Source organism: Streptomyces sp. P9-2 (genome assembly GCF_051903975.1).
GTDB classification, from domain to species: domain Bacteria; phylum Actinomycetota; class Actinomycetes; order Streptomycetales; family Streptomycetaceae; genus Streptomyces; species Streptomyces cellulosae.
In genome coordinates, this window is record NZ_CP192634.1 from 423648 (window position 1) to 436978 (window position 13331).

The 13331-nt window shown below is 73.2% G+C and carries 12 protein-coding genes; 4 read left to right on the plus strand and 8 right to left on the minus strand.

The window, feature by feature from the left end; all coding sequences use genetic code 11:
* Positions 1-71: 71 nt before the first annotated feature.
* From ACQY0Z_RS34545 to ACQY0Z_RS34555, 3 genes are all read right to left on the minus strand, one after another.
* Positions 72-941 (minus strand): oxygenase MpaB family protein, encoded by an 870-nt coding sequence (locus tag ACQY0Z_RS34545; protein WP_189899833.1) that lies wholly within the window; start codon positions 939-941, stop codon positions 72-74.
* Positions 942-1037: 96 nt separating this feature from the next.
* Complete coding sequence (locus ACQY0Z_RS34550; protein ID WP_189899832.1) at positions 1038-1304, minus strand: hypothetical protein; 267 nt, start codon at positions 1302-1304, stop codon at positions 1038-1040.
* Between the two features lie 78 nt (positions 1305-1382).
* Complete coding sequence (locus ACQY0Z_RS34555) at positions 1383-2162, minus strand: restriction endonuclease (RefSeq protein ID WP_189899830.1); 780 nt, start codon at positions 2160-2162, stop codon at positions 1383-1385.
* Between the two features lie 189 nt (positions 2163-2351).
* Here ACQY0Z_RS34555 and ACQY0Z_RS34560 point away from each other — a divergent pair, with 189 nt between their 5' ends.
* A complete protein-coding gene (locus ACQY0Z_RS34560; RefSeq protein ID WP_189899828.1) occupies positions 2352-3044 on the plus strand; it encodes a GAF and ANTAR domain-containing protein in 693 nt (230 codons plus the stop codon).
* Positions 3045-3071: 27 nt separating this feature from the next.
* Here ACQY0Z_RS34560 and ACQY0Z_RS34565 read toward each other — a convergent pair whose 3' ends face one another.
* Complete coding sequence (locus tag ACQY0Z_RS34565) at positions 3072-3662, minus strand: AMIN-like domain-containing (lipo)protein (RefSeq protein ID WP_439813520.1); 591 nt, start codon at positions 3660-3662, stop codon at positions 3072-3074.
* Positions 3663-3822: 160 nt separating this feature from the next.
* On the opposite strand from ACQY0Z_RS34565, the gene ACQY0Z_RS34570 reads away from it, so the two are divergent.
* A complete protein-coding gene (locus ACQY0Z_RS34570) occupies positions 3823-6399 on the plus strand; it encodes a SpoIIE family protein phosphatase (protein WP_439813521.1) in 2577 nt (858 codons plus the stop codon).
* A 9-nt stretch (positions 6400-6408) separates the two neighbouring features.
* Here ACQY0Z_RS34570 and ACQY0Z_RS34575 read toward each other — a convergent pair whose 3' ends face one another.
* Positions 6409-6597 carry a hypothetical protein gene (locus ACQY0Z_RS34575; protein ID WP_189899825.1) on the minus strand — a complete coding sequence of 63 codons (189 nt, stop codon included), beginning with the start codon at positions 6595-6597 and terminating at the stop codon, positions 6409-6411.
* A 256-nt stretch (positions 6598-6853) separates the two neighbouring features.
* Here ACQY0Z_RS34575 and ACQY0Z_RS34580 point away from each other — a divergent pair, with 256 nt between their 5' ends.
* Positions 6854-9103, plus strand: a complete 2250-nt coding sequence (locus tag ACQY0Z_RS34580) for an MMPL family transporter (RefSeq protein WP_439813522.1) — start codon at positions 6854-6856, stop codon at positions 9101-9103.
* A 71-nt stretch (positions 9104-9174) separates the two neighbouring features.
* Here ACQY0Z_RS34580 and ACQY0Z_RS34585 read toward each other — a convergent pair whose 3' ends face one another.
* Complete coding sequence (locus ACQY0Z_RS34585) at positions 9175-11208, minus strand: DUF1996 domain-containing protein (protein ID WP_439813556.1); 2034 nt, start codon at positions 11206-11208, stop codon at positions 9175-9177.
* Positions 11209-11486: 278 nt separating this feature from the next.
* On the opposite strand from ACQY0Z_RS34585, the gene ACQY0Z_RS34590 reads away from it, so the two are divergent.
* Positions 11487-11627, plus strand: a complete 141-nt coding sequence (locus tag ACQY0Z_RS34590) for a hypothetical protein (protein WP_189899821.1) — start codon at positions 11487-11489, stop codon at positions 11625-11627.
* A 107-nt stretch (positions 11628-11734) separates the two neighbouring features.
* Here ACQY0Z_RS34590 and ACQY0Z_RS34595 read toward each other — a convergent pair whose 3' ends face one another.
* Positions 11735-12424: a lytic polysaccharide monooxygenase auxiliary activity family 9 protein gene (locus ACQY0Z_RS34595; protein WP_189899820.1), complete on the minus strand. Its 690-nt coding sequence runs from the start codon at positions 12422-12424 to the stop codon at positions 11735-11737.
* A gap of 186 nt (positions 12425-12610) precedes the next feature.
* Positions 12611-13246 (minus strand): GNAT family N-acetyltransferase, encoded by a 636-nt coding sequence (locus ACQY0Z_RS34600; RefSeq protein ID WP_189899819.1) that lies wholly within the window; start codon positions 13244-13246, stop codon positions 12611-12613.
* Positions 13247-13331 lie beyond the last annotated feature (85 nt).

Genomic DNA, 13331 nt, shown 5'->3' on the forward strand with positions numbered 1-13331 from the left:
CCCTGAGCGCCACCGGTCAGCTCTGAGTGCCCCGTCTGACCGCCGTCAACCAGGTGGCGGGGCCGGACGGGTCAGGCGGCGGGGCGGGTGGGGGCCAGCGCCCAGCGGATGCCGGCGGTGACGGCGGTGCCGAGCGGGCGGACGCACAGGCCCTCGGCGGGCAGGCGGGGCACCCGCAGCTCGCGGGAGGCCCAGGGCGGCAGCAGGGACACGGCGTTCGCGGCGAGGACGCCGTACGGCAGCCGGGCGAGCAGCGGGACGGGCGGGTCGAGCAGCAGGAACCGCGCGGTGGCCAGGGCGTCCGGGGTGGCGTGCAGCTCGTCGCGGTAGGCGGCCAGCCGCTCGGCGAGCTGCGCCCGGTCCACGGGCGGGTCGGGGACGCCGAGGGCGGTGGCGATGCGCGCCATGTCCGCGACGTACCCGTCGCAGCCGGCGTCGTCCAGCGGGCGGGCGCCGTAGCGCTGGTGGGCGCGCAGGAACATGTCGATCTCGGCGACGTGCACCCAGCACAGCAGGCGCGGGTCGGAGGCACGGTACTCCCGGCCGTCGGGCGCGGTGCCGCGGACCGTGTCGTGCACGGCCCGCACCCGCTCGACGGCCCGCTGGGCGCTGTCGGCGGTGCCGTACGTGGTGACGGCGAGGAAGGTGCTGGTCCGCTGGAGCCGGCCCCAGGGGTCGCCGCGGAAGCCGGAGTGGGCGGCGACGGCGGCCATGGCGAGCGGGTGCAGCGACTGGAGCAGCAGGGCGGACAGGCCGCCGATGAACATCGACGCGTCCCCGTGCACGCGGCGGACCGGACTGTCGGGGGCGAACCAGCGGGGGCCCGGTGTGCCGTGGATGCGGGCACGGTTGTCAGGACCGTCGGGTCCGGCCACCCGCGTGAAGATGGCCTGGCCTATGCGGCCGCGCAGCGCGGAGGCGGGTTCGGCGAACGGTTTCATGGTGCGCCGCACCTCCCTCGGCGGTGGCGTCCGTAGGGCGTCCTACGCCTACGTCTGCCCCGGCCGCCGCGCCCCTACCCGCGCGGGGCGCCTCGGTCAGGGGACGTCGCCCCGCCACTCGTACACCCGGTCGCCGGCCGTGCGGGGCGCGTAGACCGCGCGGCCGCCCGGGCCGTAGCGGCCTATCTCGGTGGGCAGGCCCACACCGTGCCGCTGCTCCGCCGGGCCGTGGTCGGTGACGTCCAGCAGCAGCCCGTCCAGCGGTCCGCCGGACAGCTCGGCGTACACCCGTCCCTCACGCGGCCCCGGATCGTCGTGATCCGCCCCGTACACCCGCCCACGCATGAACTCCGTCTCGTCCATACGGGGAGCTTGACACCCGCCACTGACAACGGCGCCCCGCAGGGCGCGGCGGACTGCGCGAGCAACCACGACGAAACCTCAGGCCGGCTCCTCCCGCGAAACCGTCCACGGCGCCACCGCCCGCCCCTGGCTCCACGCCAGCAGCCCGTCCCCGTCCACACACACGATCCCGCACTGCTCCGCGTACTCCAGCGCCGGCACGGTGAACTCGCCGGTGGTGACCACCACAGCCACGTCGGCCTCGTGCACCGACCAACACGTCCCCCCGAACCGCTGCAGATCCTGCGACCCGACCTTGTTGTCCTCCCCGTACCGCTTGCACTGCACCACGAGCCGACGCCCGTCCGGCGTCAGAGCGAGCACATCCGCACCGAGATCCCCCGCACCGCCCACCACCCGCACCTCCGTGCACCCGTCCCGCGCGCACAGCTCGGCCGTGGCGGCCTCGAACTCGTCCGGTGTGAGCGCCTCGTGGTCGATTCCCTGCGCCACGGGCAGCGGCGAGGTCACCTCGTCGACCGCCCCCGCCTGGGCAGGAATGACAACCGGCGCCGGCGCGTCCAGCTCATCGAGCGCCGTGGACGTCCCCCGGGCGAAAGCCCGCCCGGTCTCCCGGGCGATCCCCGCCGCCGACAGCCGCCGCCTGCGGCGTCCCCGGGCCACGGCGACCGCGACGACCAGGCACAGCAGCACGACCGCCCACACCGGGCGCCGCTCCAGCACCCCGGCCAGCGCGCGTACGGCCATACCCCCGACGACCAGCGCCGCGGCGAGCAGACCGAAGAACATGGCGGTGGAGCGCAGGTCGAAGCGCCGGCCGGGGCGCGGCGCACGGGTACGACGCTCGGGCATGGTCACCGTGGTGACTCCTCTCTCGGGACGGCCGAAGATCACGAACGCCGTCTGCCCCCGATCCGCGCGCTCACCGAACACGCGCCCACCAAATACGGGGCGGGCGGCCTGTTTCCGCGTCCGGCGGGAAAGAAGCGACCCGTGAAGAGATGCCACGATGGTCGGGAGCACGGCCGGACGGAGAAGGAGACGGACATGGACTGGCAGCTTTTTGCCCAGCGCATGGCGTCGATGGCCCGGGATCTGCTCGCGGAGCACACGCTCGACGCGACGCTGGAGCAGATCTCACGCTCGGCGGTGGAGCTCGTGGACGGCTGCGACGCCTCCGGGATCCTCGTCCTGAGCGAGGGCCGGGTGCGTTCGCTCGCGCCGACGGATCCGTTCGTGACCGAGAGCGACATGCTTCAGGGGGAGCTGCGCGAGGGGCCGTGCTTCGACGCGGCGCGGCCCGACAGGCCGGAGCGGCTCTTCCGCATCCCCGACCTGACGGCGCCCCCGGACCGCTGGCCGCGCTTCGTGCCCCGGGCACGGGAGCTCGGGGTGGGCAGCATGATGGGCTTCCTGCTGTACACGCGGGAGGAGGAGCTGGGCGCCCTCAACATGTATTCGCGCAAGCCGGGGATGTTCACCGAGGACAGCGAGACGGCGGGCTGGCTGCTGGCGTCGCACGCGGCGGTCGCGTTCGCCACCGCCCGTACGGACGAGCAGATGCAGGAAGCCATCACCACGCGCCATCTGATCGGCGAGGCGATGGGCATCCTGATGGGCCGGCACCACGTCACGGAGGACCAGGCGTTCGATCTGCTGCGCACCCGGTCGCAGCGCACCAACACCAAGCTGCGGGACGTGGCGCGGGAGATCTGCGAGTCGGGCGGCCCGGAGCGCTGACCGCCCGGCTCGTCGTACGGCGCGCGCTCAGCGGGCGGCGGCGCCGGTCCAGTTGTGGGCGACGTCGATCACGAGACGCCCGTCGAGCTGCTGCACGCGGAACGGCAGCCGTCCGCGCACCCCGAGGCCGAGCTGGGTGTCGCCCTCGAAGCTGCCGGCGAACCGCGCGTCGCGGAAGGTGCGGTAGCCGGTGAGGTCGACGCCCGGGAGGGCGCGTCCGGCGCGCGCGGGGTAGGTGGCCGCGCCCGTCTCGGGGTCGTAGGTGGGGGCGGTGACGCGGACCTCGAGGATCGCGCCGCCGGAGACCGGGATGTGCCGTCCCGAGCCGTCCTGGTGGAGCCGGTCGACGTACCGGACGGAGTAGCCGAGGTCGCCGCGGGCGGCGCCGGGCACGTCGACGACCATGCGGTCGTAGCAGTCGTGCCGGCCGGTGCGGACGTTCCGCACGGACTCTGACGTGGCGGCGGTGACCGCCTTGTCGGTGGCGCCCCAGCCGGTGGGGCAGACCGTGGCCGCGGCGGGCGCCGCCTGGGGGGCGGCCACAGCCGGGACCGCCGCCGTCACCAGCGTGGCGCCGAGGAGCACCGCGGTCGCGCAGATTGTTCTTGGTTGAAGCATTTTCGGCCCCCTGGGACGACAACGTTCTGGTATCGGGTGAGACGACCGGGATGACCCGATGGTTGCGGTCCGTTCGGCCGGTCGCCGTACCGGCGCGCATGGCACATGCTGGTGGGGAGCGGACGAACGTCCCGTTCCGTGTGCACCGGGAGGGCGTCACATGGGTGGTGCAGCCGCCGCACCGCGCGGGAAGCGGCCGGCGGGCCTGCCCGTACCCGATGCGGGGAGGAGCCGGACCGCGCGTGGCGAGGCCCGTATCGAGGACGCGCTCGCCGACGCCGTGGTGGCGGCCGTGCGGGACACCGGAGGGTACGGCGGGGCGGTCTACCTGCGGTCGCGGGACCGCAGGTCGCTGGTGCTGTGCGTGATGTCCGGCGTGCCCCGCTCGCTGCTGAAGCCGTGGTGGCGGATCCCGGTGAGCGGCGCGCTGCCGATGTGCGAGGCGTTCCGCAGCGGCGAGACGCAGTACCTGCCCGACGACCGCGCGACGATGCTGCGTTTCCCGCAGTTCACGGCGGCCCTGCCGTATTCGTTCGCGCACGCCTACCAGCCGGTGCGGGTGGGCGGCGAGACGGTGGGCGTCCTCGCGGTGCTGCGCTCCTCGTCCCGTGATCCGGTCGCCGAGGAGGAGGTGCGGGAGGCGCTGCGCCTGGCCGGGCGGGAGATGGAGGAGCGCCTCACCGAGTACGCCCGCCGGCTGCCGGGCCGTACGGACGGGGACGCGGTGGCGTACGGCATCGAGTACGACGACCAGCCGGTCAGCGTGCGGCTGCCGGCGCCACGCGCGCAGGCGGTCGCGGTCGGGATGCTCGAGTGGGACCTGGAGAACGACCAGTGGTCCGGGGACGACGACGCGCTGGAGCTGCTGGGCGTGTCCCGCGAGGAGTTCGACGGCACCATGACCGCGGTCGAGCAGCGCGTGTCGCCGGACGACCTGTACGAGCTGCGGGCGGCCCGCCGGGACGCGGAGGAGACGGGGCAGATCCGGGGCCGCCACTTCCGGGTGCTGGAGGGGACGCAGGACGACAGCGAGGAGGTCCACTACCGGCCGGTGGAGCTGTGGGGCCATGTGGTCCGCGCGGGCGGCAGCGGCCGGCTGCTGGTGGGCGCCCTGGTCGACGTGGCGGGCGGCGTCACCGCGGCGGAGGCGGCCGAACGGCTGCCGGACGGGCTGTTCTCCCTGGACCAGGACGGCCGGGTCATCTACGCCAACCGCCGCTGCCAGGACCTGTTCGGCTGCGACCTGGAGCGGCTGCTCGGCCACCACCCGTGGCGGGTGCTGACCTGGCTGCGCGACCCGGCGTACGAGGACCGCTACCGGGCGGCGATGCTGACGCAGCAGCCGGTGTCGTACCTGGTGCACGACCCGGACGGCGTATGGCTGGGCTTCGTGCTCTACCCGGGCGTGCACGGGCTCACGGGGCGGGTGTTCCGCACCGCCGCCCCGGCGGGCGCGGAGCCGGGGCGGCCGCTCACTCCGTCCGCGGAGCCCGCGGCCCCGCCGACCGGGCTGGTCGCCACCGCCCGCGCGGGGGCGCTTTACCACGTGGTGCAGATGGCCAGCGTGCTCACCGAGTCCGTCACCGTGCGGGACGTGTGCCGGGCCGTGTCGGAGCAGCTGCTGCCGGCGTTCGGGGCGCAGGAGGTCGCCCTGTACACGGTGCGGGACGGACGGATGTACCTGCTGTGGGAGAGCGGCTACCCTCAGCACTTCCTCGACCCGTTCGAGGGGGTGCCGCTGGACGCGGACCTGCCCGGAGTGCACGCGCTGACCGCGCGTCTGCCGCTGTTCTTCGAGTCGCCGGAGGAACTGGTCGGCGCGTACCCGAGGCTGGCGCTCGACCCGATGACGTCCTGGGCGTTCCTGCCGCTGATCGCCTCGGGGCACTCCATCGGCTCCTGCATCCTCGGCTGGAACATCCCGCACCGGTTCACCACCGAGGAGCGCAGCGCGCTGACCGCGCTGGCCGGTCTGGCCGCGCAGGCGATGGAGCGGGCGCGGCTGTACGACGCCGAGTCGGCCGTGGCGCGCGGGCTGCAGGAGGGGCTGCTGCCGCACCGGCTGCCCGCCATCGACCGGCTGCGCGTCACCGCCCGCTATCTGCCCGGCACCAAGGGCATGGACATCGGCGGCGACTGGTACGACGTGATCCGGACGGGGTACGGGGTGGCGCTGGTCATCGGGGACGTGGAGGGGCACAGCGTGGGCGCGGCGGCCGTCATGGGGCAGCTGCGCAGCGCGGTGCACGCGTTCGCCGCGAGCGGGCGGCCGCCGCAGAAGGTCATCACGCACACCAACCAGCTGCTGGTGGAGCTGGAGACGGACGTCTTCGCCACCTGCTGCTACATCGAACTGGACCCGGCGACCGGGCGTGCCCGTGCCGTGCGGGCGGGCCATCCGCCGCCGCTGCTGCGGCACCCGGACGGGAGCGCGGAGCCCCTGGAGCTGCCGGGCGGCGTGCTGCTGGGGGTGCAGCCGGACGCCGACTATCCGGTCACCGAGTTCACCCTGGAACCGGGCAGCGTGCTGGCGCTCTACACGGACGGGCTGGTCGAGGTGCCCGGCAGCGACATCTCGGCCGGCATCGAGACGGTCCTCTCGTGTCTGGCCGTCAGCAGGACCGACTCCATGGAGGAGCTGGCCGACCGGATGCTCGGCGCGGCCCGGCGCGCGGAGGACCGGCCGGACGACGTGGCGCTGCTGCTCACGGCGTACGACCCGGCCGAGGCGACCTGACGCCCGCGCTCAGGCGCAGTAACGGACCAGCCACTCGTCGGGGTCGTAGGCGAAGCGGGCGGGGTCGGGTGCGACGGCCGGCTTCTCCTCGACCAGGTCCTCCACCCGGACCGGCTCCGGCAGGCTCCCGAAACGGGCCTGGCGGGCCTGGGCGGCCACGTCGTCGTCCTCGTGCGCGCGTACGGTGTCCCGGCTCATGGCGCTTCCCCTCTCCGGCGGCCGCGCTCCCCCCTCGGACGGGCGCCGCGGCCTCGTGCGGTCAAGTGTCACACACGGACGGCCCCATGCACCGGGCCGTGCGCGGGCCGGGGACCGGTGTGCGGGCGTCCGCGACCGCCGAGCAGGTGAGCTCTCTCCCCCGCGCACCCGCGCGGGGATGCCGGGGTGATCGGCGCGCCCTCTAATGGGCAGCAGGCGCCGGGATCCGCCCGGCCGGGCGGAGGAGAGCACGTCGATGCCGTCGACACGCGGTGGGGCGGGCGCCGGACCCCGGGCGGGTGTGCTGCGTCGGCTGGGCGAGTGGTGCGCGCACCACTTCGTGGTGGTGATCGTCGCCTGGCTGGTCGCCCTGGTGGTGCTGCAGGTCGTCAGCCGGGCCGTGGGCGGAACCTACTCGGACAACTTCACGCTCTCCGACTCGCAGTCGCAGAAGGGCATCGAGGTCCTCCAGCGGCACGACCCGCAGGCCGGCGGCTACAGCAGCCAGATCGTCCTCCACGACGACCGGCAGGAGCTGACCGCCCTCGGTTCGCAGATGTCCTCCACGGTCTCGAGCCTGGAGAAGCTGCCGCACGTCCTGTCCGCGCAGAACCCGCTGACCGCCCAAGGTTCGTCGTCCTCCGGCTCCTCGCAGCCGGACGTCGGACCGCTCTCGTCCGACAAGAGGACCGCGTACATCACGGTGCGGTTCGACGTGCAGCCCTCCACCCTCGGCGACGGCTATCTGAGCGGCGTCGACGACGCCGTGCGGCCGCTGCGGGAGGCGGGCGCGCAGGTCGAGTACGGGGGGCCGCTGGGCGAGCTGGCCCGGCCCGCGCCCGACGACCGCATCAGCGAGCTGATCGGCTTCGGCGTCGCCGTCGTGGTGCTGCTCATCGGGTTCGGCAGCGTGATCGCGGCCGTGATGCCGCTGCTGACGGCGCTGATCGCGGTGGTCGCCGGGCTGGCCGTGCTCGGGCTGCTGGCCGCGGCCACCACCTTCGCCACCGTCTCTCCCACGCTCGCCACGATGATCGGTCTGGGCGTCGGCATCGACTACGCGCTGTTCCTGATCACGCGTCATCGGCAGGACCTGATGAACGGCATGGACCCGGTGCGCGCCGCCGGGCACGCCACGTCCACCAGCGGGCGGGCGGTGCTGGTCTCCGGCTGCACGGTGATCGTCGCCCTGGCCGGGCTTTCCGCGTCCGGGGTCTCGTTCATCGCCAAACTGGGAGTGGCCGCCGCCGTCACGGTGGTCTCCGCCGTACTCGGCGCGCTCACCCTGGTGCCCGCGCTGCTGGGGCTGGCCGGCGGCCGGATCGACCGCTGGCGGGTGCGCCGGACCGTGGCGGAGACCGAGCCCGGGGCCGAACCGCACGGCACCTGGCACCGTTACGCACAGCGGGTGGCGCGCCGGCCGTGGACGTTCCTGGTGTCGGGCGTCGCCGTGATCGCGGTGCTGGCGATCCCGGTGTTCTCCATCCAGCTCGGCCACATCGGCGACGGCGCCGACCCCACGTCGTTCACCGACCGGCGCGCCTACGACCTGATGACCGACGCGTTCGGGCCGGGCTCCAACGGCCCGCTGACCGTGGTCGTCGACCAGTCGTCCGTACCGCAGTCGCAGCGCTCCTCGCTCGCCTCGCGGGCGCAGAAGACGCTGGACGGCGTCGAGGGCGCGGCGGTGGTGACGCCGCTGACGCCCACACAGGACGGCGACGTGCTGGTGGGCACGGTGTACTCGACGGCGAGCCCGCAGAGCGCCACCACCACCGACCTGGCCAACCGGCTGGTGGACGACACGCTGCCGGAGGCGGTGCGCGGCACGGACGCCTCGACATACGTCACCGGGACGACGGCCGCGCAGGTCGACTTCCGCGACCTGGTCGCCGAGCGGCTGCCCTGGATCATCGCCGTGGTCGTCGCCCTGGCGTTCCTGATCATCCTCGCGGTCTTCCGCGGCCTGCTCGTCGCCGTGAAGGCGGCCGTGCTCAACGTCCTGTCCATCACGGCCTCGTACGGCGTGGTCGTCGCGGTGTTCCAGTGGGGCTGGGGCGGTCCGGCGCTGGGGGTGTCGGGGACGGTGCCGATCGAGAGCTACGTGCCGATGATGATGTTCGCCATCGTCTTCGGCCTCAGCATGGACTACGAGATCTTCCTGCTGTCCCGTGTCCACGAGGCGTGGCGGCGCACCCAGGACGCGCGCGCCTCGGTGGCGCACGCCCTGGAGATCACAGCCCGGGTCATCACCTGCGCCGCGCTGATCATGGTGAGTGTGTTCGCGGCGTTCGTGGTCAGCGACAACGTGGTGGTGAAGATGCTGGGCCTGGGCCTGGCGGTCAGCGTCCTCGTCGACGCGACGGTGGTGCGGCTGCTGCTGGTGCCGGCGGTGATGACGCTGCTCGGCCGGCACGCCTGGTGGACGCCGCACTGGCTGGACCGTCTGCTGCCGCACATCGACGCGGAGGGCGAGGGCACGAGCACGGCGGCGGCGAGTCGCTGAGCGGCTCCTGACACGCGTGGGCGGCAGGGCCCCAAGGGGTCCTGCCGCCCGTTGTGCGTGTCGTGTGACCGTCAGGCGTTGCGCCGCACGCTCCGCAGCACGAAGAAGCCGAAGATCACCAGCACTCCGCCGATGGCGGCCGGCCACAGCTGGGCGCCGGTCTCGGCGAGGCTGCCGCCTGCGCCCTGGGCCTGGGTGTCGTCCTCGAGCTCGGGGAGGCTGCCGGGCACCTGGGCGGCCTGGGCCTCCTGGCCGCCGCCGTCGTTGCCGCCGTCGCCGTTGTCCGCGCCGCCCTGGGCGTCGTCCTGACCGCCGGCGTCGGCCGGCTCGGAGACCTTCACGTCCGGCTGGGCCGTGGCCTTGTCGCCGTTGTCCGCGGGCTCCTCGGTCGCCGCGGGCGGCTCCTGACCGCCGTCCTGGTTGCCCTGGTCGCCGCCCTGGTCGCCGTCGTTCTGACCGCCGCCCTGGTTGCCGTCGTCCTGGCCGCCGTCGTCGCCCTGGCCCGGCTCGTCGGGCGTGGCGGTGGGCTGCTCGGCTCCGTTGTCGCCGCCGCCGTTGCCGTTGCCGTTGCCGTCGTCACCGTTGCCGTCGTCGCCGCCGCCATTGCCGTTGTCACCGCCGCCGGCGCCGGCGCCGCAGGTGCGGCCCTCGTTGATGCAGTCGACCATCTCGTTCATCAGGTCTTCCTCGAAGACGTTGATGAAGTCGCCGTGGTCGGTGATCGGCTTGTGCAGCTGCTCGGGGAAGGAGTCCACCGCGAACAGCGGGACCGTCTTGCCGCCGTCCTCCAGGCTCGGCGCGTCGACGTCGTAGACGATGCGCTGGACGAGCTGCGGAATCGGCTGGAAGCCGGCCGGGCAGTTGCCCTCGGCGTCCGTGAACGCCATGTGCGTACGGTGGTTGGCGCTGTCGATGTTGCGGCCGTCCCAGCAGCTCTGGAAGGCGAACGAGCGGACCACGTCGCTGTCCTCGGGGCACAGCGGGTACTTGTCCTTCAGCTGCCGGTCCTCGAACCCGGTGCAGCTCCAGGAGGCGTTGGCGTTGGCCGGGCCGTTGACGAAGGACTTGGCGTCGCCGGTGATGATGCGCAGCAGCCGCGGCATGGCCGTGACCTTGGCCTTCGGGTTGCCGACGAAGGTCAGCGTGACGTCCTTCGGGGTGACGATCTCACCGGCGTTGCCCTCGATGCCGCCGCCCGGGGACTGGGCGTCCTGCTCCTCGGTGCCGTTCTGCAGGCGCAGCACCGGCCAGTAGTAGGAGGACTTGTCGCGCTGGTCCTCGCAGCTCGTCTCGGCCCGCGTCAGCTCGTCGTCGCTGACGAAGGCGTTGGTGGCCTGGTTGCCGATGTAGTCGTGGAAGTGGTGGGCGCCGTTGCTCACGCCGGGCGCGGCGATGACGTTGTCCGAGTTGAACACGCCGTTCGCGTTGACGCCGCACTCGCTGGTGAAGGTGCCGGTGGAGGCGTCGCCCGACGCCTGCGGCTTGTCGACGTTCGGCTGGACGCTCTCGATGGAGACATAGTCGCCCGCGACCGGCCCGTTGCCGGCCTGACCGCCGTTGCCGCCCTGCTCCTGGCCGCCGTCCTGGCCACCCTGGTCCTGGTCCTGGCCGTCCTGCTGGTCGCCGCCCTGCTGCTCGCCGCCGTCCTGCTGACCGTCGCCGTTCTGCTGGTCCTGTCCGTCGCCGGCCTGCTCACCTCCGTCGCCGCCCTCCTCGGGGGCGGGGGCGTTGCCGGAGTCGCGCACCGCGCAGGCGGCGAGGTCGTCGAGGCCCTGCGGCCGTTCGGCGCCGGCCTTCTCGATGGCGGCCCCGATCCGGGCCAGCACGGCGGCGCGCTTGTCCTTCAGCGGTCCGGCGATGGCGTTCTCGGCGAAGCCGGGGTCCTGGCGGATCGCGTCACCCGACTCGCCGAGCCGCTTGTAGGCCTCGGCGATCTGGGCGTCCAGGTTGGCGAGTTCCTTGTCCACCTCCGCCCGGGCCTGGTCGGGCACCTCGGTCAGCTGGGTGGCCACGTCGGGGCAGTCGATGGTCGCGGCACCCGACAGCACCTGCGCGTCGGACGTCCCGCCGTCCGTCGCGGAAGCGTAGACGTTGGCCGCCATCATGCCGCCGCCGCCGAGGATCAAGGCGAAAGCGGCGAGCGTCGCGCGCTGTTTGGGGCGTCTGCGTGTGTTGCGTGCCAAGGCAGTACTCCTACGCTTCTGTCGCGGGGGGCGGGCATTCGATTCCCACGCCCCATACGCAGCGGAACCGCATCGTGTTCAACCGGCTCACAATTTCTTCGGGAAATCTCAGCAGTCACGCCCGCGCGGTGGCGGCTCAGAAGCCCCTGAGGGTGACGACAGGCGCACGCCCTGCCGCCCCGCAGGGTCCGCCGGGGGCGATGCGGCCTCAGCGCGAGCTGGATCTCGAGAGCCCCTTCGGGATGCTGCCAGTCCGCTCCCAGCAGAGCGGTGACTCCGTCCGGCGAGCGGGCTTCGCCGTCGGCCACGACCTCGTCGTCGACGGCGGTGTCACCGCCTGACGCGGGTGAGCCCCGCGACCGGGACCTGGCCCGCCGTCGCGCGGCCCCCACCGGACAGGGTGCGTCCGGCGGGGGCCGAGAAGGTCGGGACGTCATGTCCCGCGGGGTCAGCCGAAGTTCACGTCGCTGCACAGGAAGTACGTCTGGTCCGAGTGCGAGGCCTGCCAGATCGTGTAGACGACGTGGTGGCCGCTCAGGCCCGAGGTGGTCACCGGGATCGCGTAGTTGTTGGCCGGGGCGTAGGAGCCGGTGCGGGTCAGCAACTGGAGGTCGTCCCAGCGCAGACGCTGCGTCTTCGGGTCGAAGCCCTGCTTGGTGACGTAGACGAGGAAGTAGTCCGCGCCGTGGCTCGCCTGGTCGTACAGGTTGACGGTGAAGCCGCTGCCGACGTTCGTGGTCTTCCAGGCGCCGGGCGTGTCCATGGAGCGGTAGCGGCCGTTCTCGGTGTTGCCGCCGCTGCACAGCGTGCCGTCGGGGACGACCGCGCGGAAGTTGCCGCCCGAGCCGTCACGGTAGAGGCCGTTCCAGTTCCACATGGCGTTGGTGTCGTCCTGCCAGGCCTGCCAGCACATCGGGTCCTGCTCGGCCATCGCCGGGTTCTGGAAGTCGCTCCCCCACCGCAGCCAGCAGCCGTAGTTGCGGGACGCCGGGTCCACCACCGAGCCGTGGGCGTGGGCGGTGCCGCTCCAGGGGACCAGACAGAGCAGCGCGGCGACGACGGTGCTCAGGACGAGCGCGAGCCGGGACCGGCTCCGCCCCAGATCACGCGAGAATAGCTCATGCACATGCCAGCTCATGGGTTTTCCTCTTCCGCCGTGGGGGGTCGTGGAGTGCGGGCGCGCAACCCGCCGCACGCGCGATGGGAGCGCTCCCAGAGTCAATCTGCGCCCGGGCGGCCGAAGGGGCAACCCTTCGTTCTCGCCACTTCCGCCACCCGGTGGCGTGTTCGACACTTTCGACGGCCAAGCCCGCGACGCCTGCCGTCAGAGGCGGTCGAGATCCCCCGTCGTACGGCCGAGGCAGACGACCGAGTCGTCCATCGGCACGCCCTCGATCTCCTCGAAGCCCATCCGGTCGTAGAAGGCGCGGGCGGGCTTGTTGGCGACCGTCATCACCAGGTGCACGGCCGGGACCCCGTGTTCCGCCAGGGCCGCGAGCAGCGTGCCCATCAGCTTCCGTCCGTACCCCCGGCCCTGCCACTCAGGCAGCAGGTCGATGTGCAGATGGGCGGGCCAGGCGGCGAGCTCCGGCACGACCATCCGCTCGGGGTGGTGCAGCAGCCAGGCGATCGCCTCGTCCGGGGTGGCCGGCGGGCCGGACGGTGCGGGGTGGCGCCCGGCGACCAGCGGGAGCCACTCGGTGCGGAACCGCTCGGCGAACCGGACGGTGTCGGCGGCGCCGACGACGTAGCCGACGGCGTCCCCCCGCCCGTCATCCAGCACGAAGGCCAGCTCCGGCTCCAGATGGGCGTACGGGGCGGCGAAGGCGGCGGTGAGGACGGCGGGGTCGGCGTAATGGGGGCGGCTGTCCTGGCCGTTGTGCGCGGTGCGGACGCAGATGTCGTCGAGGGCGTCGTGGTCCTCTGGGCGGTACGGGCGGACGGCGGGAGACTCGGTCATGGCGGGCATCCTGCATGATATGGGAGCGCTCCCACAAGGGGTTTGCGACCGGCTCCCCGACCGGCGCCGCGCTCCCCCGCGTCAC

Coding starts and splice junctions, on each gene's coding strand:
- ACQY0Z_RS34545 (WP_189899833.1), bottom strand. CDS start 941: ATGAAACCGTTCGCCGAACCCGCCTCCGCGCTGCGCGGCCGCATAGGC.
- ACQY0Z_RS34550 (WP_189899832.1), bottom strand. CDS start 1,304: ATGGACGAGACGGAGTTCATGCGTGGGCGGGTGTACGGGGCGGATCAC.
- ACQY0Z_RS34560 (WP_189899828.1), top strand. CDS start 2,352: ATGGACTGGCAGCTTTTTGCCCAGCGCATGGCGTCGATGGCCCGGGAT.
- ACQY0Z_RS34565 (WP_439813520.1), bottom strand. CDS start 3,662: ATGCTTCAACCAAGAACAATCTGCGCGACCGCGGTGCTCCTCGGCGCC.
- ACQY0Z_RS34570 (WP_439813521.1), top strand. CDS start 3,823: ATGGGTGGTGCAGCCGCCGCACCGCGCGGGAAGCGGCCGGCGGGCCTG.
- ACQY0Z_RS34575 (WP_189899825.1), bottom strand. CDS start 6,597: ATGAGCCGGGACACCGTACGCGCGCACGAGGACGACGACGTGGCCGCC.
- ACQY0Z_RS34580 (WP_439813522.1), top strand. CDS start 6,854: ATGCCGTCGACACGCGGTGGGGCGGGCGCCGGACCCCGGGCGGGTGTG.
- ACQY0Z_RS34585 (WP_439813556.1), bottom strand. CDS start 11,208: ATGATGGCGGCCAACGTCTACGCTTCCGCGACGGACGGCGGGACGTCC.
- ACQY0Z_RS34590 (WP_189899821.1), top strand. CDS start 11,487: ATGCGGCCTCAGCGCGAGCTGGATCTCGAGAGCCCCTTCGGGATGCTG.
- ACQY0Z_RS34595 (WP_189899820.1), bottom strand. CDS start 12,424: ATGAGCTGGCATGTGCATGAGCTATTCTCGCGTGATCTGGGGCGGAGC.
- ACQY0Z_RS34600 (WP_189899819.1), bottom strand. CDS start 13,246: ATGACCGAGTCTCCCGCCGTCCGCCCGTACCGCCCAGAGGACCACGAC.